Here is a 24402-nt window from a genome sequence, read left to right on the forward strand (position 1 = left end):
CGAACGCCGGAGGTTTCATTGACCGATACGTGTTCCCCGACGGGGAGCTCACCGGCTCCGGACGCATCGTCACGGAGGTACAGAATGCCCAGCTGGAGGTCCTGCACGAGGAGAATCTGCGCCACCACTACGCGCTGACGCTGCGCGACTGGTCTCGCAACCTCGTCGAACACTGGGACGACGCGGTCGCGGAGGTGGGTCTGCCGACTGCCAAGGTGTGGGGGCTGTACATGGCGGCTTCCCGGGTCGGCTTCGAACAGAACTCGATTCAGCTGCACCAGGTACTCGCCGTCAAACTCGACGAGCATGGCGATGATGGCGGGTTGCCATTGCGGCCTTGGTGGACCGCCTAGTCGGACGACGATCAAGCGGCGAGGCACGAGCCGCGTTGAGGAGCCCGACCAACGGCGTAGTCGGACGACGATCAAGCGGCGAGGCACGAGCCGCGTTGAGGAGTCCGACCAACGGCGTAGGATCACCCAAGTGATCCGCTTCCTGCTGCGCGTCGCTGTCTTCCTCGGATCCTCGGCGATCGGGTTGCTCGCCGCCGACTTGCTAGTGCCGGGCGTGTCGGTTTCCCCGTGGGGTTTCGTCGCGGCGGTGGTGATCTTCACAGTTGCCCAGGCGATCCTGGCGCCGTCCTTCCTCAAGATCGCCAGCCGGTACGCATCGGCCTTTCTGGGTGGCATCGGGCTGGTGTCGACCTTCGTCGCCCTGCTGGTGGCATCGCTGCTGTCTAACGGGCTGACCATCAGCGGTATCGGATCATGGATCGGAGCCACCGTGGTGGTCTGGCTGTTCACCGCTGCAGCAACGATGATATTGCCGGCCCTGGTGCTTCGGGAGAAGAAGACCGACTGAACCCGGGGCGATCCCCGCGCCGAATTCAGCCGTCGATGCGGCGTGCCCCGAGTTCGCTCTGCAGTAGTTCCAGCGCGGCCTCCTCGGGATCGCGGCGCGGTACCTGGGGGTCGACGTTGCCGGCCTCGGCCAGCATGCTCTCCACGTCGTCGTGCGTCGGCTGCGGCTCGGCGGGGACCTTCTGCGGTTCCGCGGCTGGCGCCGACGGCAGCTGCGCCGTGCCGGTCTCACACCGGATCTTCCAGTTCACGCCGAGCGCATCCTTCAGCGCTTCCCGGATGACGTCCGCGTTGCGCTGTTCGGTCAATCGCTTAGCCAACGGCGCTGATTCGTGGCTGAGGACCAGGGTGTCGCCCTCGATGCTGCGCACGAGCGCACCCGCGAGCATCACTTCGGTGGTGCGACTGCGTTCACGGACCTTCTCCCGCACCGTCGTCCACATGCTGCGCACCGCGGCGGCGTCGGGTTGACCCGCGGGTGCCGGGGCCTCCGCAGGCACCGCAGGCGTAGGTTTAGCCGCCGCGGGCGCGGCGGGTCGAGCTGCCGGAGCTGGCGGCGCCGCAGCCGCCGCGGGCGGAGATGGCGAGGCCGGCGGTGCCTGCGGTGGCGGAGCACCCCTGGGCGTCGGGGCCGGTTCGACTTTCGACGCGGGTTTGGGGGCTGCTGTCGCCTTCCGGACGTACTGCTTGGGCGGGGTGGGGACGGCTGGGCTGGCTGCGCCGCCGTCACTGGTCGGAATCGACATCTCCAGCCGCGTCTCGATACGCTCCACTCGCTGCAGCAGGGCGGCTTCCGTGTCGCTTGCCGACGGCAGTAACAGCCTGGCGCACACCACCTCCAGCAGCAGCCGCGGCGCGGTCGCTCCGCGCATCTCACCCAGCCCGGCATGCACCACCTCGGCGTAGCGCGTCAGCGTGGCCGTCCCGAAGCGGGCCGACTGGTCGCGCATCCGGTCCAACACGTCTTGTGGACCGTCGACGACACCTTTCGCGACCGCGTCAGGCACAGCCTGGAGCAGGATCAGATCCCGGAACCGTTCCAACAGATCGGTGGCAAACCGACGCGGGTCGTGGCCGGCGTCGATCACGCCCTCCACCGCGCCGAACAACGCCGCGGCGTCACCGGCGGCCAGCGCGTCGATGGCACCATCGATGAGGGCCACGTCAGTTGCACCCAACAGAGCCAGCGCACGCTGGTAGGCGACGTGGCTTCCCTCCGGACCAGTTTCAGAGCCGGCCAGCAGCTGATCCAGCACGCTCAAGGTGTCCCGGGGCGAACCGCCACCTGCACGGATCACCAGCGGGAATACTGCGTCGTCGACGTCCACTTTCTCCGCCGCGATGATCTTCTCGATCAACGTGCGCATCGTCCGGGGTGCCAGCAGACGGAACGGGTAATGGTGAGTACGCGACCTTATGGTGGGCAGCACTTTCTCCGGCTCGGTGGTGGCGAACACGAAGATCAGATGCTCGGGTGGCTCTTCGACGATCTTGAGCAGCGCGTTGAAACCCGCGGTGCTGACCATGTGGGCCTCGTCGACTATGAAGATGCGGTACCTCGACTGGGCGGGCGCATAGAACGCCCGGTCGCGCAGTTCGCGGGTATCGTCCACGCCGCCATGGCTGGCCGCGTCGAGCTCGACGACATCGACGTTGCCGGGCCCGTTGGGTGCCAACGCCACGCAGGAATCGCAGACGCCGCACGGGGACGCTGTGGGTCCCTGCACGCAGTTCAGCGAGCGCGCCATGATGCGCGCCGACGATGTCTTTCCGCAGCCGCGCGGACCGGAGAACAGATAGGCGTGGTTGATGCGACCGGAGTTCAGCGCAATCGACAGCGGCTCGGTGACGTGTTCCTGACCGACGACTTCAGCCAACGTCGCCGGTCGGTACTTACGATAGAGAGCCACCCAAGCAGGCTACCCAGTCGGTCCGACGCTCGACGCGCCAGCGGACCAGCCAGGCCGACAACGGGGACCGACCTACCGGCCCGCCGGTCCGGCTACTCCTCAGCCGGTGCTGACAGCAGCAACTCGGTGGCCGACAGCAGAGCGCACGTCGCGAGTCCATCGATCGCCTCGCGCAACTCGGGCATGCTGGGGAATGTCGGAGCTATCCGGATGTTCTCGTCCGCCGGGTCTCTCCGGTACGGGAATGCTGCCCCGGCCTCGGTTACCGCGATACCTGCGTCCTTGGCCAGGGCCACCGTCCGCTTGGCAGTTCCGGGCAGGACGTCCATGCTGACGAAGTAGCCGCCCTTGGGTTCGTTCCAGGATGCGATCTTGGCGTCACCCAACCGATCCTCGAGGATGTCCAGCACCAACGCGAACTTCGGGGCCAATATGTCCCGGTGCCGCTGCATGTGCAGGCGGACCCCATCGGCGTCACCGAAGAAGCGCAGGTGACGTAGTTGATTCAGCTTGTCCGGGCCAATCGACTTCTTGGCGGCATGCTGCAGATACCAGGCGACGTTTCCCAGCGATCCCCCCAGGAAACTGATTCCCGCCCCGGCGAAGGTGATCTTTGACGTCGAACTGAAGACGATCGGCCGGTTGGGGTGATTGGCGGCGTCTGCGAGGCCCAGAATGTCGACCTGCCGAACGAAATCGTGGGTGAGCGTATGCACGGGGTAGGCGTTGTCCCACAGGATCCGGAAGTCGATCGCCGCAGTCTCCATTTGAACCAACCGGCGGACCACCTCCCAGGAATAGATGGTGCCGGTCGGATTCGAGTACACCGGAACACACCAAATGCCCTTGATCGCCGGATCCACCGCGACGAGTTCTTCGATCAGGTCGACGTCCGGGCCGTCCTCGGACATCGGCACCCTGATCATCTCGATGCCCAGACTCTCGGTCATCGCGAAGTGGCGATCGTAACCCGGCGAGGGGCACAGGAATTTGATACCGGCGCCGCCCTGGATGTCCTGGATCCAGGGACGCGGCGAGTCGACGCCGCCGTACAGCAGCGAAAACACCACGACGTTGTGCATCAACTCCAGGCTGGCGTTGTTGCCGGCAATCAGATTGGGCACCGGAATACCGAGTAACTCGCCGAAGATCGCCCGCAGTTCCGGGAGACCGTGCAGACCGCCGTAATTGCGAGTATCGGTGCCCGTCCCGTCACGGAAGGCGTCAGGTCCAGTTCCGGGCAGCTCGAGCAGCCGGTTGGACAGATCGAGTTGCTCGGCTGACGGCTTCCCCCGTGTCAGGTCCAGATGAAGCGCCTTGGCCTGCAAATCGGCGTAGTTGCGCCGCTGCATTTCGTGCTGCGCCAACAGACCGTCACGGCCCAGCGACTGAAACGACACCGCGCGCCTTTCACCGTCGTACCTGGATTCTGAAAGGTTCAGGGGACCCCGCGCACCCGCCAGAGCCCATTGACCCTTGCTGCCTTCCGGCCCTGGGGGAGTTCACAGGATGGACGCCGCGCGGGGTCCACCGGGAAGTGTAGTACTCGGGCCCCGCTCAGCTGCCGCCGCGCGACCACCACGTGGATTCATGGGGTCACCAGGCGGGTCGGCTACCATGGCCGACGGAGGATTCGCCTAGTGGCCTATGGCGCTCGCCTGGAACGCGGGTTGGGTTAATAGCCCTCGCGGGTTCAAATCCCGCATCCTCCGCAATTGGCGCGGGGCGTGACCGGCTGGCCGACAGTCGGTCACACCCCGGGCCAGGGGTCGAGGAGGGGTATGGGGCGAACCATCGCGGAGTCGAAGGAGATCCAAGACTCCGCACCGGTCACCGAATCGTCAGACGGCCCCCGGGGCGCCGCAGCCATGGAGGGCCCCGAGGATAACGCCGTTCCGGCCGCTGAGACCTAATACCAATACCGAAACCACACCGCAGACCTCGGAGAACAGCGAGAGCAACGACACTGAACGCTTCCATGCCACACTCCAGAACCGCCGCCCCACCAGCACGAGGAAGGTGCTGGTCGGGCACCGGCGGACCCATGGCGGCGTCGCCGTCCAGCGCTGAGCCGACGGCAAGACGTCGACAGCAGCCCGCAAGCCGGTCACTATTGACAGCTATGGACCTGTTTCCGTCGCCTCGACGCCTGCCGTTCGTGCTGGCCGCGATCCTGGCGATCCTGGCGGTCGTTGCCCCGATCGCCCCCGCGGCTGCCTCACCAGAGGATGTCCTCACAACGGCGGCACAGGCGGAACCGGCGGTGGTGCGCATCGACACCGCAGTCGACTACCAGGGGGTTGTCGGACTGGGTACCGGCATCGTCTTGGATCAGGGCGGGCAGGTCCTGACCAACTTCCACGTCGTGCAGGGCGCTGACCGCATCACCGGAACACTCGGGGGCCGGTCCTATCCGGCGAACCTGGTGGGCTATGACCGCGGACGCGACATCGCGCTCATCCAGTTGCTCGGCGCCGTTGGTCTACCGGCAGCCGCCATCGGGGACTCGAACACGCTGATCCCGGGTGAGCCGGTCGTTGCGTTCGGCAACGCCATGGGCAGCGACGCCGCCCTCACCAGGGAGGTCGGCACGGTGACGGGCTTCGGGCGAACGGTCAACGCCGAGGACCTACTGACCGGCACCACCGATGAGCTGAACGGCCTCATCGAGTTCGCCGCGCCGGTGCGCGCCGGCGACTCCGGTGGCCCCTTGGTCAACGGAGCCGGTCAGGTGGTTGGGGTCACGACCGCCGCTTCGGTGAATTTCCGAATGGGCCCCGGGGGTAAGGGCTTTGCGATCCCGATCAATGACGCGATGGGGGTGGCAAACCAGATACGGGCCGGAATCCCTTCCGATACCGTGCACATCGGTCCACCGGTACTGCTCGGTGTCGGCGTGCGCACCAGTCCGAGGGACGAACCGGGGGTGTACATCCACGAAGTGATGCGCGGCGGTCCCGCCGACCTCGCGGGGTTGATGGACGGCGACATCCTCATCGTTCTCGACGGCGTCACGCTGGACTCGTCGAACACCCTGACGTCGGTGCTCGACAGACACTACCCGGGCGATGTGCTCGACCTTGCCTGGATCGACGCCACCGGTCAGGTGCGTACCGGCAAGGCGGCGCTGACGCCTGGTGCCAACTGACTTTCTAGCTGTATTCGGACGCCCGCAGCTTCCCCGCGATCACCTCGATGACTTTTTGCGGCTGCTTCTCGAGATAGAAATGGCCGCCCTCGAAGGTGTGCACTTCGCCGCCGCCGGACGTGTGTTCAAGCCACGCGCTGGCGTCGGCCACGCTGGTCTTCGGGTCGTCAGTCGCCGTCATCACGACGATGGGAGCGCTGATTCCGACCCCGGTGCCGCGGTGGTATCGCTGCAGAGCCCGGTAGTCATTGCCGAACGCGGGCAGGAACGTGGCCAGCATGTCCGGGTCGTTCAGCACCCGCGGATCGGTACCGCCGAGGTCGCGCATCACGCCGATGAGGTCAGAATCCTCGGTGGCTTCGCGCTCGGGGGCATAGCGACTGGGTGCCCGCGACCCGGAAACGAACACCACAGCCGAACCGCGCCCAGCTGACCTCTCCAACCTGCGGGCGACTTCAAAGGCCAGCACCGCACCCATACTGTGGCCGAACAGCGCCACCGGTGCCTCACCCAGCGGTTCCAGCGCAGCGAAAGCCTCGTCGGCCATGTCCTCGATGTTGTCGACGAAGGGCTCACTGTAGCGATCCTGATGCCCTGGGTACTGCACAGTGTGCACGTCGAACTCAGGCGACAAGGCTGTCGACAGTGGAAAGAAATAGCTGGCTGAACCACCCGCATGGGGGAAACACACCAGGCGCATGCGGGCGGCGGGCGCGGGCCGGAAGTTGCGGATCCAGCGGCTGCGGTCAGACAGTGGCTGCGTCACGGCGTTTCCGGTTCCGGCGGCGTTTCCGGCCCCGGTGACGGCTCCGGCCCCGGTGACGGCTCCGGCCCCGGTGACGGCTCCGGTCCCGGCGGCGTTTCCGGTCCCGGCGGCGTTTCCGGTTCCGGCGGCGGTGGCGGCGACTCGAATGTCCGAAGCACAGTGGCCTCCAGAACCGCCCCTGGCGGCCCCTCCACTATGACGTCTATGAGGATCTGGGCGCTCTCACCTGTGACGGTGAATGCACCCGGCTGGGCCTCAAAACCGCCCGTGACCTCATATTCGACGGTGAATGGCTCCTCCGGAAAAGCATGCAGCCCAACGTATTTTGGGTCAATTGTGTAGGTGTAGAGGCACACGTCGGCAGAATCGCACTCCTGCGCGGTGACGTTGACCCCGACCAGGAACTCCTCGGCAGTCGGGACCGACGGGGGCGGCGGTTTGGGCGGTGTGCGACGGGGAGCCGCCGACTCTTGCTCCGTAGGGTCGCTGAAGATCACCAGTGATGCGACGCCGAGACCACTCACCACCATCCCGACGATCCCGATGATCGCGAGCAGCTTTCGGAAGGACACCAGAGCAGGGTAGCCGTCTAGTCAGCGACGCGGTTACCGTGTTCGTCCCAATGCGCGCTGACCTTTTTACTGGGCTGCACGCGCGGCGGCTCACCGGGCATTTTGGGGTAGCTGGGTGGATACGGCAGGTCTGAGAGGCCGCGGCCCTCGTCGGCAGCCACCATTTCGAGCAGCGGTTCGATCGATTGGCAGGCCGTCTCGATGCCGGCCCACGGATCTGGCCTTCCGGCTAGGAAACCCGGAACCGTCTTGATCGTGTAGTCGTCGGGATCCGCGTCGCGAAGTTCGGCCCAGGTCAGCGGAGTCGACACCGTGGCGATTCGGGTCTTTCGTGCCGAGTAGGCCGAGGCGAAGGTACGGTCGCGGGCGTTCTGGTTGTAATCCAGAAAGACCCGCCTGCCCCTTTCCTCCTTCCACCAGTTCGTCGTCACCTCGTCCGGCGCACGCCGCTCGACCTCGCGAGCCAGCGCGATTCCCGCCCGGCGCACCGCGATGAAGTCCCAGTCCGCTCTGATCGGCAGGAAGACGTGCACCCCGCGACCTCCTGAAGTCTTTGGATAGCCGATCAGCCCGAGTTCATCGAGCACTGGCTTGAGCACGTCACCAGCGACCTCTACGGCTTCCCTGAAGCCTGTACCGGGCTGCGGGTCGAGGTCGATGCGCAGTTGGTCGGGATACTCGGTGTCCGGACAACGCACCTGCCAGGGGTGCAGCGTCACCGTGCCCATCTGTGCGGCCCAGATGATCGCCGACGGGTGCGTGATCTTCAGCGCGTCGGCTGTGCGACCTGAAGGGAATGTGACGGTGCAGGTTTTGAGATAATCGGGGTGCTTGCGCGGAACCCGCTTCTGGTAAATCTCCTCACCGTCGATACCGTCGGGGAAACGCTGCAGATGCACCGGCCGGTCGCGGAGCAGAGCCACCATCCGGTCCGCGACAGACAGGTAGTAGTCGACAAGCTTGCCCTTGGTGCCCGAGTCACCGAGGTCGGGGAAGTACGGCTTGTCGGGATTGGTGAGCCTGACCGTGACGCCGTCGACATCGAGTTCGGTTGCAGTGCCGGCCATGTCAGCACCCGAGTGGGCGGTGGAAATCATCGAGATCGGTCGGCACCTTGGTCTTTGCCTTCGCCCGCATGGGCTGCGGCGATGGCTGCACAGGGACGTCCATGGTTTCCATACTCCTGCACTGGACTACTGCACCTGTCCCCCGACCACCCCACGAACCCGCCAGGGCTGATAGAGGCGAGGATGGTGGCGTGCAGCTTCCCGTCATGCCGCCGGTCTCTCCGATGCTCGCCAAGGCAGTACCGGCGATCCCGCCGGGAGCGTCCTACGAACCGAAGTGGGACGGTTTCCGATCGATCGTGTTCCGCGACGGCGACGAGGTGGAACTGGGTAGCCGTAACCAACGGCCGATGACACGGTACTTTCCAGAACTCGCGGAGGCGGCTCGCGTCGAGTTGCCCGCACGCTGCGTGGTCGACGGCGAAATCGTCATCGCTGCCGGCTCAGGACTGGATTTCGAGGCCCTGCAGCTGCGCTTGCATCCGGCGGCGACGCGGGTGCGGAAGCTCGCCGAACAGACCCCGGCGGCATTCATCGCCTTCGATCTGCTCGCGCTCGACGACCATGACTACACGGCCGACCCCTTCGGAGAACGGCGTGCTGCACTGGTTGAGGTGCTGGGCGGATCGGGTCCTCGGTTCCACCTCACGCCCGCGACTACCGAAGCCGATATCGCGCAGCGCTGGTTCGAAGAGTTCGAGGGCGCGGGGCTCGACGGGGTGATCGCCAAACCGCTCGACGGACGTTACCTACCGGGTAAGCGATCCATGTTCAAGATCAAGCATGCTCGAACGGCGGACTGCGTGGTGGCCGGCTACCGGCTTCACAAGTCCGGCGACGAAGCGATCGGGTCACTGCTGTTGGGGCTTTACAAGGACGACGGCACGCTGGCACCCGTGGGCGTGATCGGCGCGTTCCCGATGACCACCCGCAAGCGCATGTTTGCTGAGTTGCAAGCCTGGGTCACGACATTGGAGGGCCACCCGTGGAACTGGTCGGCCCAGGTCGCGGCCAATCCGGACGATGGACGCAGCTACCGGGGTGGCTCCCGCTGGAACGCCGGCAAGGATCTGTCGTTCGTGCCGCTGCGGCCCGACCGGGTGATCGAGGTGCGCTATGACCACATGGAAGGTGAGAGGTTCCGCCACACGGCACAGTTCAACCGCTGGCGCCCTGACCGTGATCCCCACTCTTGCACATACGACCAGCTAGAGCGACCTGTGGCCTTCGACCTTGGCGACATAATCCCAGGCCTCAGCCGCACCTAGTTTTGGGTGGGTCGGGGTGGCCGCGCAGAAGTTCATCGGGGTGGTGGGCGTTGTTGATCCGCGGTGGCGACTCGCCGTCGGTCCAGGCCAGACGCCCGGCGTCGGTCACCGCGGCACTCAAATGACCCGTGGTGAGGAGTTTGTGGTCGGGTCCACAGGCGAAGAACAGCGCGTCGGCGTCGGTTCGGCCGCCAGGATTCCAGTCAGGACTGTGGTGCACTTCGCACTGATACCCCGGCGTCAGACACTCAGGCCTGGTGCAGCCGCCATCGCGCGCGTAGCAGATCATCCGTTGGTCGGTGGTGGCGATGCGGGTCTGGCGGCCCAGGTACAACGGGCGCTCCGTGTGTTCGTCGAACACCGCCAAGTAGTGGATCGCGTCGGCAGACATCCGGACCAGGTCACGCATCGGAAGCGCACTATCGCCGCCGGTGCGCGCTGGCGGGGGCATCGACACCCCGGTGTCCGCGACCGAGTGGGCAGCCTGGTTCAGCTCGCCCAACGTGGTGCGCACGATCACGGTGACCGGATGCCCGCGATGAGACCCCATCTCGCCCGAAGCGATCCCCGCCTTCAAGCCCAGTTTGATGCCATCGTGGCAGCGCTGCGCCATGCTGCGCTCGTCGCGGGCCTCCTCCACGGTGCCGTCAGGCAGGTGGCGGCCGGGCCGGACAGCGGCGGTGACCGCTTCGATGTAACAACGGGTTTCGGGGTCCACCCAGCCGTTCAGCCGTGACATCCCGTCGCTGCGTTGCTTACTCAGGGACAAGCCTCGGCGCCGGGCCCGGTCGCTTTCGTCGTAATGGCCATCGGGGTTGAAAATATCGTCGATACGCCGACCGAGGGCAGTGACGATGTCGGCGTCGTTCTTGGCGGCCGCGCCGACCAGGCTGGACTGCACCTCGACGCGGTCGGTGTCCGAAGTGCAGGACGGCAGAAGGTCAAGTGTCTTGATGATTGCCTTGAGGTGATCCTCACCGATCGAGCCGGATTGCACCGCCGCGGCGACAGCGGGCAACTGCGCGGGTAGCGGCGGTCCGGACAGCTGGCGACGGGGCCGGATCCGGGCGGCCAGCTTGAACCGGCGCCTGATCTCGCGCGGCGGAACGCGGAGCCGCGCACACAGGCGCTGGATCATGTCCGGAACCATCGCGGCCTCATCAGGCGGGTCGGCGATCTGGCCGAATACCCGATACATCAACCCGCGATTGACGCGTTCCTGGGTTTCCAGCCGCTCAGCCATCTCGACGCGATACCCATTGCCGACCTCGTCGCTGGACAGGTCAGCCATCTCCCGGTAGGCGGCATCGACTTGATCCAGCAACGCAGCAAACCGCTGCCGCGCTGTCTCACCTGTGACGAACCGACCCATGAACTCAAGCTATCGAACATTTGTGCTATTTCGAATGCTGGATCGCGCGGGCAGGCAACACTGTGGATGAATTCCGACTTGGGGATAACCCTGAGCTCAACTATTCAGTTCTCCGCCCGACAGTTCTCCGCCCGACAGTTCGGTTCCATACCTTCGCGCACGCTTCGGTTCGCCCTGCGGCCTGGCTGCCCTACTCGTAGCGCAGCCAGGCCGCGTCGCTGAGGTACCGCCGGGCCAACTCAACCGTGCCCGTCGCGAAGCCGCCGGTGACAGTGACCGCCGCGTCAGCGTCGGCGTGCGAAGCCACCCAGGCGGTCAGCATCAGCCGACGCAGCATCACGAAGGTCGGAATCATGCCGAGGTGGTCGCCGGGGATGTCGCGCACTTCGCGATACCCGCGCAGCCAGTCGCCGATCATCCGTTCAGCTTCGGGAGCGTCCTCGATGAACGAAACCACCGCCCCGAGATCGGCCAGGTGCCAGGACCAGCCGCAGTCATCGAAATCGATCACAGTGATACCCCCGAGACCGCCGGGGGCGATGATCAGGTTGGCCATCCGCAGATCGGCGTGGACCAGCCCGAACCGGTCGGGCTGCTGACCGAATTCCGTCAACCGGGCCGACACGGCCGCCGCCGCGCGCTCTACGACGGCCAAGCCCTCGGCACTCAGCCCGGGCCCCTCCCGCCAATTCCCCCACCGCGCGGATGGTCCCAAGATCGCCTCCACATCCCAGCGGAACCGGGTGAAGTAGCTCGGTGCGTTCCACCGCGCGATGTGGTCGTGCATGTGCGCGCTGAGCCTGCCCAACTCGTCAAAACCGACTGCCTCCGGATTGTCCTCACCGGTGCAGCCCTCAATGAACGTCACGGCGTCGACGTGCAGCGTGTTGCCCCCGACCCGGGCGGCCACAACGTCCCGTCCGTCGGCGGCAGGAATCGGCTCCGGTGTGGCCACCACCGTGTCGGCGCGCAGCGCCGCCATCCAGCTGAGCTCGGAACGGATAGCGTCCAGCGAATGGTATCCGGGGCGATGCGCGCGAAGCACCATCGGCTCGCCGTCGGCCACCAGGTAGATCGCGTTCTCCGACACGCTGAGCAGGCGCAGCGCCGAATCCGGGCTACGGCCGTAAGCGGGCAGCGCAGCACGAACGTAGCTTTGGTGATCGGGCGGCATTCCGGGCATCCCCACAAGTCTGTAGCAGGACCCGAGACACAGCAGACTGCGGGCACCCCGGTGCCCTCGCCGATTAACCTGACGGATGTGACGGGAGCAGGCAGATTCGCGCCGAGCCCATCGGCGGATCTGCACCTAGGCAACCTGCGCACCGCCTTGTTGGCCTGGCTGTTCGCCCGCGCCAGCGGACGTCGCTTCCTGATGCGCGTCGAGGATCTCGATGATCGCACCCACGCCGAGATAGCCGACCGACAACTCGAAGACCTCGCGGCGCTGGGCCTGTCGTGGGACGGGCCCGTCACCGCGCAAACCGAACACACAAGACGTTACGATGCCGCAGTCGAGACTCTCGCCGACCGCGGACTGCTCTACGAATGTTATTGCACGCGAAAGGACATCGCCGCGGCGCCGCGAGCTCCACACGGTCCCGAAGGGGCCTATCCCGGAACCTGCCGCGACCTCTCCCAGAACCAACGCGAAACCCGTAGGAAGGAAACCGAACGCGCCCCGGCACTTCGGCTGCGCACCAAGCGCGGCGAGGGCCGCGGGGCCGCCGAGCACACAGTTCATGACCTGCTGCACGGTGAATACACCGGCCTGGTGGACGATTTCGTGGTGCGACGCGGCGACGGTGTGCCCGCCTACAACCTCGCCGTGGTCGTCGATGACGCCGCCGCCGGAGTCGACCAGGTCGTGCGTGGCGACGATCTGCTGTCCTCGTCGCCACGGCAGGCATATCTGTTGAGCCTGCTCGGCCACCCGGAGCCGACCTACGCCCATGTACCGCTGGTTCTCAACGAAGACGGCGCGCGGCTGGCCAAGCGCGACGGCGCGGTGACGCTCGCCGAGATCGGTGTGGGTAACGCGCTCAGGCAGATCGCGGAATCGCTGGGCTTCACGTCGAACACGCCCGAGGGGATGCTCGCCGAGTTTGATCCGAGCCGAATCCCGCGGGCGCCGTGGGTATACCGGCCCCACTAAGCAGCATTGGGCCTCACATATTTCCTGCACAGCGCATTCCCTACCCCCGGTGAACGGGTCGTGAGACAGTGTCGATCATGGCAATTCCACGCCGTCACGAGGCCGACGTCGTCGTCGTCGGCGCCGGACTGTCGGGGCTTATCGCCGCCCGCACGTTGCTCGGGGCGGGCCTGACACCGCTGATCCTGGAAGCTGACGAGCGCGTCGGCGGACGCATTCTCACCGAAGAAGTACTGCCGGGTCTGCCGGTCGAACTCGGCGCCCAGTGGATCGGCGACACCCACCACCGGATGTTCTCGCTGGCCGCCGAACTCGGAGTGCAGACTTACCCGCAGTACGACGAAGGTGAGACATCCTACGATCTTGTCGGCTCAGGTGTGCTGCGCGAGAACGAATTTCATACCCTGTTCCACGACGAACTGGGTGATCTGGAGCGCGTGTTCCGCGTTCTCGACGAACTGGCGGCCGAGGTTCCGCCCGAGGCGCCCTGGCTGGCGCACCGGGCCGCCGAATGGGATGCCCTCACCGCCGGTGCCTGGTACGACGCCCAGGGCCTGGCACCGGTCGCCCGCACCCTGCTGGAGATCTGCACCGTCGGAATTCTCGCGGTACCAACCGTCGAGGTGTCGTTCCTGCATCTGTTGTTCACTATCCAGACCTGCGGCGTCACTGCCGAACTGTTCGCCGAATCCGAGGGCGGTGCACAAACAACCCGGTTCACCGGCGGCACCGGTGAGATCCCGAAACGGCTGGCAGCGTTGGTCGCCGACCACATCGTGCTCGACAGCCCCGTGCAACTGATCGAGCACAGCGCAGACGCCGTCACTGTGCACTGCCGTGGCGGGCTGGTAGCCGGCGCGCGTCGCGTCATCGTCGCCGTCTCCCCGACGCTGGCCGGCCGGATCATGTACGACCCTCCGCTCCCGGGCGTCCGCGATCAACTCACCCAACGGGTGCCCAACGCATCGTCGATGAAAGCGTTCTTCATCTACGACGAACCATTCTGGCGCGCAGACGGACTCAACGGTCAACTCATCTCCGACGTGGGTCCGGCAAGAATGTCCAACGACACCTGCGTGCCCGGCGCCGACCATGGGGTCATCCTGCTGTTCCTGGAGGGTACGCAGGCCCGCACCTACGGGCGGATGCCTCAGGACGAGCGGCGGGCGGCCATGACAGCAGAGTTGGTGCGGCATTTCGGCGACAAGGCCGCCCGTCCGGAGTTCTACGTCGACGGCGAGTGGTCGGATCGGCAGTGGACCCGGGGCTGTTACAACGCAAACATGGGTCCGTTGGTGTGGACCGCCTACGGCCCTGCGCTGTCAGCGCCCATCGATGCGATCCACTGGGCCTCGACCGATACTGCCACCTACTGGAGCGCTTATATGGAGGGCGCTGTGGAGGCGGGCGAACGTGCCGCCCAGGCCGTTATCGCTGAGCTCCTCGAATAACCTGTCTCACAGCGACATAGGAAGCACTGACATGCCGCGCAGGGTGACGTTCTGCTTGTACTCTGGCTCGCCGGCAAGGGCGGCGTCGGGGAACCGGGACGTGACCGCAGTGAGTGCGACACTGGCTTCCAGCCGGGCCAGCGGGGCGCCGATACAGAAGTGCGGCCCTTTGCCGAATCCGAGGTGTCGAATCGCCGGCCGACTCGGATCGAATCTGTCCGGTTGTTCGAAGACCTCGGGGTCGCGGTGCGCGGCAGCCAAGAGGAGGAGCATGTTGTCGCCCTTGGGGACTGTGACACTCCCCCGGTCGCTTCGCTCCAGCCCGGCGGCCACGTTCCCGATGCTCATGTCCTCACCCGCGATCCTGCCGATCAGCTGCACGGGCGGGTCATAACGCATCGTCTCCTCGACCACCGCGGCCACCCTGGCCGGGTCGGTGGACAAGGCCGCCCACTGCGTCCGATCGCGCAGCAGCGCGAGGATCGCGTTGGCGATCAAGTTGACCGTCGTCTCGTGCCCGGCAATCAGCAGCAGGTTGCACGTCGCGACGATTTCCTCCTCCGTGAGCTGGTCGCCGGACTCCTCGACGTGAATCAGCCCCGACATCAGGTCATCACCGGGGTTCCGTCGGCGCACGGCGATCAGGTCACGCAAGTATTCGCGCAGCCACAGACCCGCCTGCAGACGCTCCTCGGAGCCGTCGCCGGCCGACCCCGTCACCGAAACAAAGGGGTCCAGCGACTGCGCCAGCAGCGAAGAGGCAGCGCTGAACTCCGGCTCGTCGGACAGCGGGACGCCCAGGAGGCGACAGATCACCGCGACCGGCAGCGGATACGCCAGCCCAGAGATCGCATCGAAGGGCTCCGAGGTGCTGTCGGCCGAATCCAGCAGCCTGTCGACCAACCTCACGATCTCAGGCTCGAGCGCCTTGACCACCTTCGGAACGAAAGCCTTGCTGACCAGCCGGCGCAACCTGGTGTGATCCGGCGGATCCAGGAACAAGAACCCGGGCGGCCCGAAGGGGCGCGGCTGGGCGCCGTCGGCGATCATCCGCTGAGCGACGGTGGACTTCAACCGGTCGCTCGACGAGGAGGGGTGGCGCAGCACCTCGTCGCAGTCGGCGAACGACGAGAACACCGCGAGGTTGCTTTCGGGCATGTGCACCGCGCCCTGCTCCCGGATCTGGCTGTAGAGCGGATACGGATCAGCACGGTGAGCAGGATCGAGTATCTGCAGGAGCAGCGACTGCGGTTCCGCGGAGGTCGTCATGATCTTATTGTGCACGCGTCGAGCCGGACCACGATCTCGTCGCGGGGAACAGCCGCGATCGACGAGGAAATCTTGGTCGGAATCTAGGTTGAGTAGTAGCGACCCAGCACGTGCGCGCGCAGCTCGTCGAACCGACCCGCCCCGATCGAATCCCGGATGTCGTCGACCAACCTGACGATGAAGTGCTCGTTGTGGATCGTGCACAGGGTGGCGGCCAGATGCTCTTTGGCCTTGAACAGATGGCGCACGTATGCACGGGTGTAGTGCGCGCAGGTGTAGCAGTCACACTCGGCGTCGAGCGGCGTGAAGTCGCGGCGGTAGCGCGCGCCGGTGATGTTGTACCGGCCGTGCGCCGAGTAGACCGCCGCATTGCGGGCGACCCGGGACGGCGACACGCAGTCGAACGTGTCGGCACCCGCCTCGACAGCTGCGAACAAGTCGTCGGGTTCGCTGATACCCAGCAGATGACGCGGCTTCTCGTCGGGTAACTCACTGCACACCCAGCCGACGATGGTCGCCAGATTCTGTTTCTCCAGCGCACCCCCGATTCCGTAGCCATCAAAGCTCAGGCCCTCCGCCGCCCCCGGCGCATCGCCGATGGTCCGCAGCCCGCGGGCGGCGTGGCGGCGCAGATCCTCGTACTGCGCACCCTGAACCACCCCGAATAGGGCCTGCGGTGGCTTTTCGGAGCTCAGCCCCGACAACCGGCGGTGCTCGGCCAGGCACCGCACCGCCCAGTCATGTGTGCGTTGCACCGAGCTCTCCTGGTAGCCGCGAGTGTTGACCAGCGTGGTCAGCTCGTCAAAAGCGAAGATGATGTCGGCGCCGAGTTGGTGCTGGATGCCGATAGACACCTCGGGCGTGAACCGGTGGGTCGATCCGTCCAGGTGCGACCGGAAGGTGACGCCGTCGTCGTCGACGTGGGCGAGTCTTTCCTTGCCCTCGGCGATGATGTCATCAGCTTGGACGCGGTCGGCGTCCATCGCCAGCACCTTGCGGAAACCGGCGCCCAGCGAGAGGACTTGGAACCCCCCGCTGTCGGTATAGGTGGGCCCTGACCAGTTCATAAATGCGCCCAGACCGCCGGCTTCGGCAACGATGTCCGGGCCCGGCTGCAGGTACAAGTGGTAGGCGTTCGCCAGGACCGCTTGGGCGCCGAGCTCGCTCATCGCCTCGGGCAGCACCGCCTTCACGGTGGCCTGGGTGCCGACCGGGATAAAGGCCGGCGTGTGAATATCGCCGTGCGGAGTTCTGAATACGCCGGACCGACCACGACGTCTGGGGAGTTCGGCTTCGACGCGAAAGCTCGGAATGCTGAAAAACGGGGCGCTCACGTCGTAGATTCTGCACTGTGAAGACACGATGGGCCCTCAGCGCGCTCGCCGCCGCGGCCACCCTCACCGTCGCCGGATGCTCGTCGCAACCTGCGGAGTACGACCCGCCGCCCGGCGCGGTCACCGCGGGGACCGCGCAGATGACAGTCAACGGACAGGACGCCGGCACCACCCAGTCGGTGCAGTGCAGCACCGTGGGTCCGTTGACCACGATCGAAACCGGCAACCGGGAGTCCGGTGTGTTCGCCATGATCATGGCCGAGGACGCACAAGTCGTCAGGATCGTCCGCATCCAGGACCTGGGCGGTTTCACCGGGAGCTACAACTCCGGGCTGGGCGGTGAGGCGAACGTAGCTATGATCGGCCGGACCTTCGACCTCAACGGCACAGCCGAAGGCTTCGAGACCGCCGAGCCCAGCTTCCGCGTGCCGGGCTCGTTTCAGCTGAAGGTCTCCTGCTGACCGGCCAGACCCACCGCGTGCTGCAAGCTTTGGGAAATCACGACATCCTCACACGGGCTGCCGACCATACTGCTGGAGACGGTTCGTCGCTCCGACGAGCCCGTAGCAACAAAGGAGAACCCGGATGAAGCACGGAATCACCGTCGTCGTGGGCGGCGCAGCGATCGTCGTGGCCGGTCTGGCGGGCTGTTCCTCGGACGACAAGTCCGACACATCGGGACCCACCACCGCGGTCGCTGAGTCGGACGGTATGGCCACCGTGACGATCGACGGCGAGGACCAAGAGGTCGGCGGCACGGTCGTCTGCTCGGAGATGGGCGGTACCACCAACATCACGATCGGCGATGCGACAACCGGTATTGCCGTGGTGGTCGGCACCGGTGACGATCCTGCCGTGCAGTCCGTCGCGCTGGGCAATGTCAACGGAATCACACTCGGCTACCAGCAGGGCGCCGGCGATGGCGACGCCAAGGCCGAGAAAGATGGCAGCAAGTACAAGATCTCCGGAACTGCGACGGGCGTTGATCTGGCCAATCCGCTGCAGCCAGCGAACAAGCCCTTCAAGATCGAGGTTTCCTGCCCGTAGCGCGGGCAGGCGGGCATCAGGCGGGTGTGTAGCCGGCGGCCGAGTCCCGCAACTGCCAGATCTGCTCCGGACAGAGTTCTTCGGCGGCCTGGCTGATCAGGTAGCCGGCCAGGAAATCGTCGATGCCGACTTCGGCCTTCACCTGGTTCATCAGCTCGGCGTAGCCCATGTTGCCCGCCACCCGCATACAGATGGTCTGGCCGTAGGCGACCGCTGCTCCCGGGTCCGGGAAGTTGATGCCTCGTACCTGGAAGATGTTGACCAGGTAACCCAAGTCGTCGGCGCTGGCGGTCTGGGCTCCGACCAGGCCGCCTACCGACATCACGCCGGACATCAATCCCACCGACAACATGCGTACCAGCGACTTCATGAAATGAGACGATACGCGTTGCCGCGCGAACAGGTGGCGAATGTCCGATCCAAGCCTCCGAAAAAACGCGTGAAGTCCCCAACAAAAGGCGTGAATTCCCGCCCGGCGGGTTGGGGATGGAGGCCTCAGACGGGCAGTCCGACAGCGTCTCCGGCGGCAAGTGCTTCGTCTTCGGACCCAGCAACCACCAGCCAGGACAGGCCGTGGCTGTCCGCGCACAACACGGTCGCACCGTCGATATCGGCCATCCACTCCGGACCGGAGCCAACAGCCTGTGCGTTCCCCGCGCGGGGAAAGCTCTCCGTCGAGCTGATCAGCACCAGTCGATGACCCTGGGGACCGGCGTAGCGATATAGCGTTGCCTGTTGACTCCCGATCGCCTTGTGCGTCGTTTCGGTCCAGACGAGGTCACCGATCCGCTCGGCCGGAGGTCGCTCGCCCCGATCGGCGGGGTTGCCAGGCGGGACCTGATACTCCGCGGCCGCCGCCTGCAGCGGGTTGGCTTCTGGTGGCTGAGCAGACAGGAGTGACACGACTCCGGTCAGAGCGGCGACGACGACGGCGACCAACGCGGCAGCGGCGACCTGCCGACCACCGCCGAAACCTGATTGGAGCCACCGCACCGGCCGGCGCCGCGGCGTGGCGGGCCATTCTCGCACCGGGTCCGCAACGGGTTCTGGCAGCGGATCTGCGGCGATGGACCGCAACGTCTCCCTGGCCGATTGTGGCGCCGGCTCTCGCAGGGACTCGGCGAGCGTACGGCCGGCCCGCGCCGTGATCATCTCCGCCCAACAGGTATCGCAGCCCAGCATGTGTGCCTCCACGCTGCGGCGGTCCCCTGGCGCGAGACCGTCGGCGAGAAACTGCGCGACGATGCCTGCCGAGTCGTGGTCGGTGTCGGTCATCGGTGCTCACCTCCGTCATGTAGATCCGAATGCTCGTTGCGAGGCGGACCCGGGCGCGCAGCGAGGTCGCTGACCGCCCGCGCGAGTGCCTTCCGCCCGCGATGCACTCTGGCCAGCACCGTTCCCCGTGCACAACCTGTCGTCTGCGCAGTTTCCTCGGCGGTCAGTCCACAGATGTCCATCAACGTGATGGCCACGCGTTGATTTTCCGACAGAGTCCACAGGGCCCGCTCGATCATGCCGAGTTGAACCCGCCGGATGGCGAGATCCTCCACGTCCACAGCGCCTGCCGGGTCGAGATCCTCCCGCCAGCTCACCTCGGGGCGCCGACTACTCTGCCGGGCCCGATCGCGGGCGACGTTGAGACATATCGTCGACAGCCATGCGTTCAACGAATCCGGTCGCACACCTCGGCGCCACGCGATCCAGGCGCGTTCCAGCGTCTCTTGGAGCAGGTCCTCAGAATCAACACGGCTGCGGGTGAGGCGACGCGCCAGGTTGTGTACGACATCGACGCCCGGCAACACCGTGGCGGCGAATGACTCGCTCGGTGATGTCACCTCTACGCTCACCTGTCCGATCCGTGGGTCAAACCCCGACAGTCTCACGGCTCGTCTTGCCGATCGCCAGCAGCGGTTCCGAACTGCGCGGCCCACTGGAGAAGAAGGCGAGCCCTATCAGCGTGCCGAATACGACATGGACGACGAGCTCGAACGGCTGGTTGGCTTTTTGGAATGTGGTGAACACCAGCGGCGCCAGGACCAGGAAGTTCACCACGTAGAGCAGCAAGCCGTAGACGGTTCCGACGATTGCCGCGGTGCCGTTCGTCTTCAGCAGGGGCGTGACCAGTGCAAACACGACACCGAAGATCGCCGACAGCACGAGATGCGTAGCCCAGCCCAACCCCACGCTGGTGGTGCCATCTGCCATTGCGGCGTCACCCTTGAGGACCGTCGAGATCATTCGCAGGGGCATGTCGGCGGGTTTGCCGTCTGCCGATGCCAGCCACATGGTTGCCAGGATGAACAGCAAGCCCGCGACCAGGCCCGCGAGAGCACCTCGCAGCAGGCGCGGGGACAGAGCATCGCCGGCTTGCGTGGATGTAATCGTCATGGTGTCTCACCCTCCAAGGTAGTTGCCTTCACTAGATGAGGACGCCGGCGGTTCCCTTCTGATTGCACCTTTTGATTGCACGCTGATCGAGCGCCGAGACGATGTGGCGATCGGGCACTGGTTCGGACCTGAATAGGTGAGCGCGGTTGTCCTCGACGTGCTTCGCGAGGTGCTGGCCGCGCCAGGGACCGCGATGGACCAATTCAGCGTCGACTCAAACCCCGGGTTGGTGCGGCCATCCCGGGGTGAGTGGACTCAAGACCTCGGTAGGGGTGTGGTCAGCGGGTTGCGGCGCAGCACGGGTAGCGGAAACAGATGCTCGGATTTGGTCGCCTCGAGGCTGTCGTAGAGGCCCAGGGTGTAAACCCCCGCTGCGGCCACCCTGATGGGCAGGTGTTGGGCGAAGACACGGAACTTCACCGCGACGGGCGGATTGTCGGGCCACTGCCACGCAAACTCCAGAGCGCCGACCCGTTCATTCTCGGGTGAGGTGGCCACGATGAACATGCGCGGGTTGTAGTCGCTGCCCCCGGCTGCGCATACCGAGACGACGATGGGGACGGTGACTTGGGCGGGGAAGCTATCGACGTAGCAGCTGGTCATCGGGAAACCCTCAGCAGCTACCCCACCGGTTTCCTGCGACACCGCGCTCAGCGACGGCGCGAACGCGACAACACGCATGTTTCTTCCTTTCGGTCCACCCAGATCGGTCTTGCCCAGCCCAGCTGACCCGGCAGTGACCGTGAACCTGTCCGGGTCCGCAAACCTTAGCCCAGGAACGGGATTCTGCCATCGACCGGTACGGGGAAGTCGTAGCCCCGTTGCGGGCCGGGTGTGCACAGCACGCGGACACTTTGCGGAACCACCAGACAGGCCGGTAATGAAAGCGTAGTTTTTCCTGCAACTGCGCCGTTCTCACGATCCCGCGGGTCTTCATGCGTTCGCCAGGTGCTGCAAAGACGAACCGTGGTCATCAGAGCGCGGCTGGCCTGGATCGGCAGGGTGCAGCGCTCGCGCGTCCCATCCGGGTAGGTCCGCTGCAGTTCCGGGGAAGTGGGCTGCCCAAGCCGGCCGACTCGCGTTATTCCGCCTAAGTCGCGGTCTGAACCACTGCCGCCACGACCTTCAGATTGCAGGGACCGCACGGACTCATCATCTAGACATGTACATCCGCAGCTGCGACAACTTCGAGAGCCCGAGCTGCGACGGCCTCTCGGCGTCGCGGTTCACCGTCACCGAGGACGCGGTGCTCGCGCTCACCACGTTGCGCCTCACCGGCGCTGCCGTCGCGCCTGCGCTCAGGCTGCGAGTCGCTTTAGAGGGTGCGGTACGCGCTTTACGTGCAGGTTTGCCCGGATGATCGCGAGGTCTCGTAGCGCCACGAATGACAGGGTGAACGCACCCAGGGCCAGAGCTCCGGTCGCGGTGACTACAGCGCGGTAGACAACACCGGCGCAGTTACCTTGGCCAGCACTGCCAAACCGTGAACCGATAGCAACAACGCCGTCGGCGGCACTGCGGCGACGCATGAGGCGAGCCACCGGGTGCCCAACGGGACGCTGAGCCAGGCGTGCGCGACGTTGCCCGCCAGCGACACCCACGTCGCGGCAGCAGTACCCTTGGCCGCACTACTGAGCGAGCAGCCGGTAGGCGATCCCAAGAGATCTGTAAGTGCGTCCAGCCCTGAGATCGAGCGACAACAGCTCATGTCCGAAGCTGTGAGCGGTGAGCCCGACGAGGGCGTCATAGGTGGCGCCCCCCAACACGCCGGCCGCCGCGGCAGTTGCCGTCAATGATTCATAAACTTGGGCGTCCGGGGCGATGACGCGTCCGCCCCATTGGCGGACGAGATACGCAGCCACTGTCGCGGCATCCATCCGGAACGGCTCGGGCATGCGCGTGAGGACGGCGAAGGTTTCCGTCACCACATGTGCTGGGAGGACCGCCTCGGGTGTGACAGCCCGACCAGCCGCCGCATGCGCCTCATGCCAGGGCGCGAAGGCCGCAATGACGACGCTGGTGTCGAGCGCGGTCACCGCCGAGTCGCGTCCACCACATCGCGGACCCGTTCAGCAGTAAGGACGGGCAGATCGGTGTCGGCAACCGCAACCAGAGCGCCCTCGTGATCCACGAGCCGCACCGGAGTCGTCGCCGGCGAGATCTCGAGGCGTCCCTCAACCTCCCTCAACACGATCCGGCTGCCGGGGCGCAATCCGAGGCGCTCGCGAACTTCTTTAGGAACAACCACTCGGCCCCCCGCATCAATGGTTGCCAACATGGTTTGACGATACCATCGGTCAGGCAAGTGCGGGACAACCGTTCCAGCCCCGAGACACCCACCCATCCGATCGGGTGGATGCATCAGCGTCATTCGGAGGGTCGGGCCCATACCCGATATCGCCGAGAGGGCGTCGCAGGTGTATCCCGTGGACCGCACCGACGAACAGCGGGGGTTGCTGTAGCCAAGCATCCGTTGCAGATCGGTATTCGCGGCTTGTGCTCACCGAGTCGACCCGAACGCGACCGAAGCGCATCTGAACTGCGCGAATAGGAGAAAACGCTTGGCGGTGGCGGAGGGATTTGAACCCTCGGACGGGGGTTACCCGTCACACGCTTTCGAGGCGTGCTCCTTAGGCCGCTCGGACACGCCACCGTGTGGCAGCTTACCGACGAGCAGGTCTGCGCCCAAACCGCTGCCGCCAAGCGGCGAGAGTGAGCCGAGGGTCGCTGGTGGTCTCAAATCGCAACCGTGAGCGCTCACCGGGCGACCACCGTCATCGCTGTCGGGCGAAGAACTCCTCCAGCAGGCCGGCGCACTCCTGCGCCAGCACTCCCCCGCGCACCTGGGGCCGGTGAGTGAGTCGCCGGTCGCGCACCACGTCCCACAGTGATCCAACCGCACCGGTCTTGGGCTCCCAGGCCCCGAATACCACCCGCGCCACCCGGGCCATGACCAGCGCGCCCGCGCACATCGTGCAGGGCTCCACCGTCACCACGAGCGTGGCCCCCTCCAACCGCCAGCCGTCGCCCAGCGCGTCGGCGGCCGCCCGCAACGCCAGGATCTCAGCGTGCGCGGTCGGGTCGCCGAGCTCTTCACGGGCGTTGGCCGCGCGAGCCAACTCGGTCCCGTCCTCAGCGAGCACGACCGCGCCGATCGGCACATCCCGAGGCCCTGCGGCACGAGCCGCGTCCAGCGCGACCCGGATCAGCTCTTCGTCACTCACCGGCCCAGGCGCTTGAGCACCGCCGCCAGTTCGTCGGCGAAACCCATCTCCCTGGCGATCCGGCTCACCTGCTCGTCGGGGTACAGGTCGTCGTCGCTGTCATCGAGGATCACGCCCAGCACCGCTTCGGACAACCCGAGGTCCGACAGCACGCCGAGATCACCCTCCTCGAACGGATCCGCGCCGTCGAGATCGTCGTCTTCGATGTCGGCGTCGAGCTTCTCCAGCACCTCGGCGGCGATGTCGTAGTCCAGCGCCGCGGTGGCATCGGAGAGAAATAGCCGGGTTCCCGACGGGGCTGGCCGCACGATCACGAAGAACTCATCGTCAATGTCCAAGAGACCGAAAACTGCTCCGGCGCTGCGTAGTTCACGCAACTCGTTCTCGGCAGCCGTCAGGCTCGCCAAGGCCGCGGTCCGCAGTGCGGCGCACTGCCAGTTGCCGTCTTCCCGGACGACGGCCACGCCGAAGCCGTCGGGCACATCCTCGGCCCGCTTCTTCGGCTTCGCACTCTGCGGTCCCATGAGGGTTCACGGTAGTCCCCCATCAGGGCCTTGACCAGCGACTCCGC

General features: G+C 65.9%; 29 protein-coding genes, 2 tRNA genes and 1 other RNA gene. 11 read left to right on the top strand and 21 right to left on the bottom strand.

The features are described from left to right. Together ACPGXI_RS11960 and ACPGXI_RS11965 are read left to right on the top strand one after the other, a co-directional pair. On the top strand, nucleotides 1-353 hold a 353-nt coding region (locus ACPGXI_RS11960; protein WP_526653091.1), incomplete at its 5' end, for a class I SAM-dependent methyltransferase. A 130-nt stretch (nucleotides 354-483) separates the two neighbouring features. Beyond that, complete coding sequence (locus ACPGXI_RS11965; RefSeq protein ID WP_526653093.1) at nucleotides 484-861, top strand: hypothetical protein; 378 nt, start codon at nucleotides 484-486, stop codon at nucleotides 859-861. 25 nt (nucleotides 862-886) lie between these two features. Here ACPGXI_RS11965 and ACPGXI_RS11970 read toward each other — a convergent pair whose 3' ends face one another. The 3 genes from ACPGXI_RS11970 to ffs form a co-directional block, all read right to left on the bottom strand. Beyond that, nucleotides 887-2770 (bottom strand): DNA polymerase III subunits gamma/tau, encoded by a 1884-nt coding sequence (locus ACPGXI_RS11970; protein WP_526653095.1) that lies wholly within the window; start codon nucleotides 2768-2770, stop codon nucleotides 887-889. Between the two features lie 92 nt (nucleotides 2771-2862). Beyond that, nucleotides 2863-4170: an aspartate aminotransferase type Ic gene (locus ACPGXI_RS11975; protein WP_526653097.1), complete on the bottom strand. Its 1308-nt coding sequence runs from the start codon at nucleotides 4168-4170 to the stop codon at nucleotides 2863-2865. Between the two features lie 37 nt (nucleotides 4171-4207). Further along, nucleotides 4208-4302, bottom strand: an RNA gene (gene ffs, locus ACPGXI_RS11980) — signal recognition particle sRNA small type. A 94-nt stretch (nucleotides 4303-4396) separates the two neighbouring features. Between ffs and ACPGXI_RS11985 the strand changes: the two genes are divergently transcribed. The 3 genes from ACPGXI_RS11985 (at nucleotide 4397) to ACPGXI_RS11995 (ending at nucleotide 5918) form a co-directional block, all read left to right on the top strand. Further along, a tRNA-Ser gene (locus tag ACPGXI_RS11985) sits at nucleotides 4397-4482 on the top strand. Between the two features lie 69 nt (nucleotides 4483-4551). Continuing rightward, nucleotides 4552-4683, top strand: a complete 132-nt coding sequence (locus ACPGXI_RS11990) for a hypothetical protein (RefSeq protein WP_526653099.1) — start codon at nucleotides 4552-4554, stop codon at nucleotides 4681-4683. Between the two features lie 209 nt (nucleotides 4684-4892). Then, nucleotides 4893-5918 carry a S1C family serine protease gene (locus tag ACPGXI_RS11995; RefSeq protein WP_526653101.1) on the top strand — a complete coding sequence of 342 codons (1026 nt, stop codon included), beginning with the start codon at nucleotides 4893-4895 and terminating at the stop codon, nucleotides 5916-5918. Between the two features lie 4 nt (nucleotides 5919-5922). Here the strand turns inward: ACPGXI_RS11995 and ACPGXI_RS12000 are convergent, their stop codons facing one another. The 3 genes from ACPGXI_RS12000 to ligD are packed head-to-tail and all read right to left on the bottom strand — an operon-like array spanning nucleotide 5923 to nucleotide 8323. Further along, nucleotides 5923-6684: a thioesterase II family protein gene (locus ACPGXI_RS12000; RefSeq protein WP_526653103.1), complete on the bottom strand. Its 762-nt coding sequence runs from the start codon at nucleotides 6682-6684 to the stop codon at nucleotides 5923-5925. Beyond that, entirely contained in the window at nucleotides 6681-7256 is a 576-nt protein-coding gene (locus tag ACPGXI_RS12005; RefSeq protein ID WP_526653105.1) for a hypothetical protein, read from the bottom strand. Before ACPGXI_RS12005 ends, ACPGXI_RS12000 begins: the two co-directional genes overlap by 4 nt. Nucleotides 7257-7273: 17 nt before the next feature. Further along, on the bottom strand, nucleotides 7274-8323 hold the full coding sequence (ligD, locus tag ACPGXI_RS12010; RefSeq protein ID WP_526653175.1) for a non-homologous end-joining DNA ligase: 1050 nt from the start codon (nucleotides 8321-8323) through the stop codon (nucleotides 7274-7276). Nucleotides 8324-8514: 191 nt separating this feature from the next. Between ligD and ACPGXI_RS12015 the strand changes: the two genes are divergently transcribed. Next, the gene (locus ACPGXI_RS12015) at nucleotides 8515-9591 is read left to right on the top strand and encodes an ATP-dependent DNA ligase (RefSeq protein WP_526653107.1); all 1077 of its coding nucleotides are present in this window, start codon (nucleotides 8515-8517) and stop codon (nucleotides 9589-9591) included. On the opposite strand, the gene ACPGXI_RS12020 is transcribed toward ACPGXI_RS12015, so the two are convergent. Then, nucleotides 9578-10963, bottom strand: a complete 1386-nt coding sequence (locus tag ACPGXI_RS12020) for a DUF222 domain-containing protein (RefSeq protein WP_526653109.1) — start codon at nucleotides 10961-10963, stop codon at nucleotides 9578-9580. The genes ACPGXI_RS12015 and ACPGXI_RS12020 overlap by 14 nt on opposite strands. Before the next feature lie 190 nt (nucleotides 10964-11153). After that, the gene (locus ACPGXI_RS12025; RefSeq protein ID WP_526653111.1) at nucleotides 11154-12146 is read right to left on the bottom strand and encodes a phosphotransferase enzyme family protein; all 993 of its coding nucleotides are present in this window, start codon (nucleotides 12144-12146) and stop codon (nucleotides 11154-11156) included. A 69-nt stretch (nucleotides 12147-12215) separates the two neighbouring features. Here ACPGXI_RS12025 and gluQRS point away from each other — a divergent pair, with 69 nt between their 5' ends. Beyond that, entirely contained in the window at nucleotides 12216-13118 is a 903-nt protein-coding gene (gene gluQRS / locus ACPGXI_RS12030; protein WP_526653177.1) for a tRNA glutamyl-Q(34) synthetase GluQRS, read from the top strand. 77 nt (nucleotides 13119-13195) lie between these two features. Next, the gene (locus ACPGXI_RS12035; protein WP_526653113.1) at nucleotides 13196-14569 is read left to right on the top strand and encodes a flavin monoamine oxidase family protein; all 1374 of its coding nucleotides are present in this window, start codon (nucleotides 13196-13198) and stop codon (nucleotides 14567-14569) included. A gap of 6 nt (nucleotides 14570-14575) precedes the next feature. Here ACPGXI_RS12035 and ACPGXI_RS12040 read toward each other — a convergent pair whose 3' ends face one another. Together ACPGXI_RS12040 and tgt are read right to left on the bottom strand one after the other, a co-directional pair. Further along, nucleotides 14576-15838, bottom strand: a complete 1263-nt coding sequence (locus ACPGXI_RS12040; RefSeq protein ID WP_526653115.1) for a cytochrome P450 — start codon at nucleotides 15836-15838, stop codon at nucleotides 14576-14578. Between the two features lie 83 nt (nucleotides 15839-15921). Next, nucleotides 15922-17172: a tRNA guanosine(34) transglycosylase Tgt gene (gene tgt, locus ACPGXI_RS12045; RefSeq protein ID WP_526653117.1), complete on the bottom strand. Its 1251-nt coding sequence runs from the start codon at nucleotides 17170-17172 to the stop codon at nucleotides 15922-15924. A 17-nt stretch (nucleotides 17173-17189) separates the two neighbouring features. Between tgt and ACPGXI_RS12050 the strand changes: the two genes are divergently transcribed. Both ACPGXI_RS12050 and ACPGXI_RS12055 read left to right on the top strand, forming a co-directional pair. Beyond that, a complete protein-coding gene (locus ACPGXI_RS12050; RefSeq protein WP_526653119.1) occupies nucleotides 17190-17633 on the top strand; it encodes a lipoprotein LpqH in 444 nt (147 codons plus the stop codon). 124 nt (nucleotides 17634-17757) lie between these two features. Next, nucleotides 17758-18219, top strand: a complete 462-nt coding sequence (locus tag ACPGXI_RS12055) for a lipoprotein LpqH (protein ID WP_526653121.1) — start codon at nucleotides 17758-17760, stop codon at nucleotides 18217-18219. 16 nt (nucleotides 18220-18235) lie between these two features. On the opposite strand, the gene ACPGXI_RS12060 is transcribed toward ACPGXI_RS12055, so the two are convergent. The 5 genes from ACPGXI_RS12060 to ACPGXI_RS12080 form a co-directional block, all read right to left on the bottom strand. Continuing rightward, nucleotides 18236-18589 carry a DUF732 domain-containing protein gene (locus ACPGXI_RS12060; RefSeq protein WP_526653123.1) on the bottom strand — a complete coding sequence of 118 codons (354 nt, stop codon included), beginning with the start codon at nucleotides 18587-18589 and terminating at the stop codon, nucleotides 18236-18238. A 125-nt stretch (nucleotides 18590-18714) separates the two neighbouring features. Then, the gene (locus tag ACPGXI_RS12065) at nucleotides 18715-19494 is read right to left on the bottom strand and encodes a hypothetical protein (RefSeq protein WP_526653125.1); all 780 of its coding nucleotides are present in this window, start codon (nucleotides 19492-19494) and stop codon (nucleotides 18715-18717) included. After that, nucleotides 19491-20054, bottom strand: a complete 564-nt coding sequence (locus ACPGXI_RS12070; RefSeq protein ID WP_526653127.1) for an RNA polymerase sigma factor — start codon at nucleotides 20052-20054, stop codon at nucleotides 19491-19493. The genes ACPGXI_RS12065 and ACPGXI_RS12070 overlap by 4 nt, the downstream gene beginning before the upstream one ends. Nucleotides 20055-20082: 28 nt before the next feature. After that, entirely contained in the window at nucleotides 20083-20607 is a 525-nt protein-coding gene (locus tag ACPGXI_RS12075; RefSeq protein ID WP_526653129.1) for a hypothetical protein, read from the bottom strand. A gap of 255 nt (nucleotides 20608-20862) precedes the next feature. Continuing rightward, entirely contained in the window at nucleotides 20863-21288 is a 426-nt protein-coding gene (locus tag ACPGXI_RS12080; RefSeq protein ID WP_526653131.1) for a hypothetical protein, read from the bottom strand. 481 nt (nucleotides 21289-21769) lie between these two features. Here ACPGXI_RS12080 and ACPGXI_RS12085 point away from each other — a divergent pair, with 481 nt between their 5' ends. After that, nucleotides 21770-21967, top strand: a complete 198-nt coding sequence (locus ACPGXI_RS12085; RefSeq protein WP_526653133.1) for a hypothetical protein — start codon at nucleotides 21770-21772, stop codon at nucleotides 21965-21967. 69 nt (nucleotides 21968-22036) lie between these two features. Here ACPGXI_RS12085 and ACPGXI_RS12090 read toward each other — a convergent pair whose 3' ends face one another. The 6 genes from ACPGXI_RS12090 to ACPGXI_RS12115 form a co-directional block, all read right to left on the bottom strand. Beyond that, on the bottom strand, nucleotides 22037-22204 hold the full coding sequence (locus tag ACPGXI_RS12090; RefSeq protein ID WP_526653135.1) for a hypothetical protein: 168 nt from the start codon (nucleotides 22202-22204) through the stop codon (nucleotides 22037-22039). 31 nt (nucleotides 22205-22235) lie between these two features. Then, nucleotides 22236-22643: a PIN domain-containing protein gene (locus tag ACPGXI_RS12095; RefSeq protein ID WP_526653137.1), complete on the bottom strand. Its 408-nt coding sequence runs from the start codon at nucleotides 22641-22643 to the stop codon at nucleotides 22236-22238. Beyond that, complete coding sequence (locus ACPGXI_RS12100) at nucleotides 22640-22885, bottom strand: AbrB/MazE/SpoVT family DNA-binding domain-containing protein (protein ID WP_526653139.1); 246 nt, start codon at nucleotides 22883-22885, stop codon at nucleotides 22640-22642. Before ACPGXI_RS12100 ends, ACPGXI_RS12095 begins: the two co-directional genes overlap by 4 nt. Nucleotides 22886-23169: 284 nt before the next feature. Then, nucleotides 23170-23260 (bottom strand) — tRNA-Ser (locus tag ACPGXI_RS12105). A 121-nt stretch (nucleotides 23261-23381) separates the two neighbouring features. Beyond that, nucleotides 23382-23831, bottom strand: a complete 450-nt coding sequence (locus tag ACPGXI_RS12110; RefSeq protein WP_526653141.1) for a nucleoside deaminase — start codon at nucleotides 23829-23831, stop codon at nucleotides 23382-23384. Further along, the gene (locus ACPGXI_RS12115; protein ID WP_526653143.1) at nucleotides 23828-24355 is read right to left on the bottom strand and encodes a tRNA adenosine deaminase-associated protein; all 528 of its coding nucleotides are present in this window, start codon (nucleotides 24353-24355) and stop codon (nucleotides 23828-23830) included. Before ACPGXI_RS12115 ends, ACPGXI_RS12110 begins: the two co-directional genes overlap by 4 nt. Nucleotides 24356-24402 lie beyond the last annotated feature (47 nt).

Origin of the sequence: Mycobacterium sp. (assembly GCF_049608025.1) — a bacterium.
In the GTDB taxonomy this organism is placed as follows: domain Bacteria; phylum Actinomycetota; class Actinomycetes; order Mycobacteriales; family Mycobacteriaceae; genus Mycobacterium.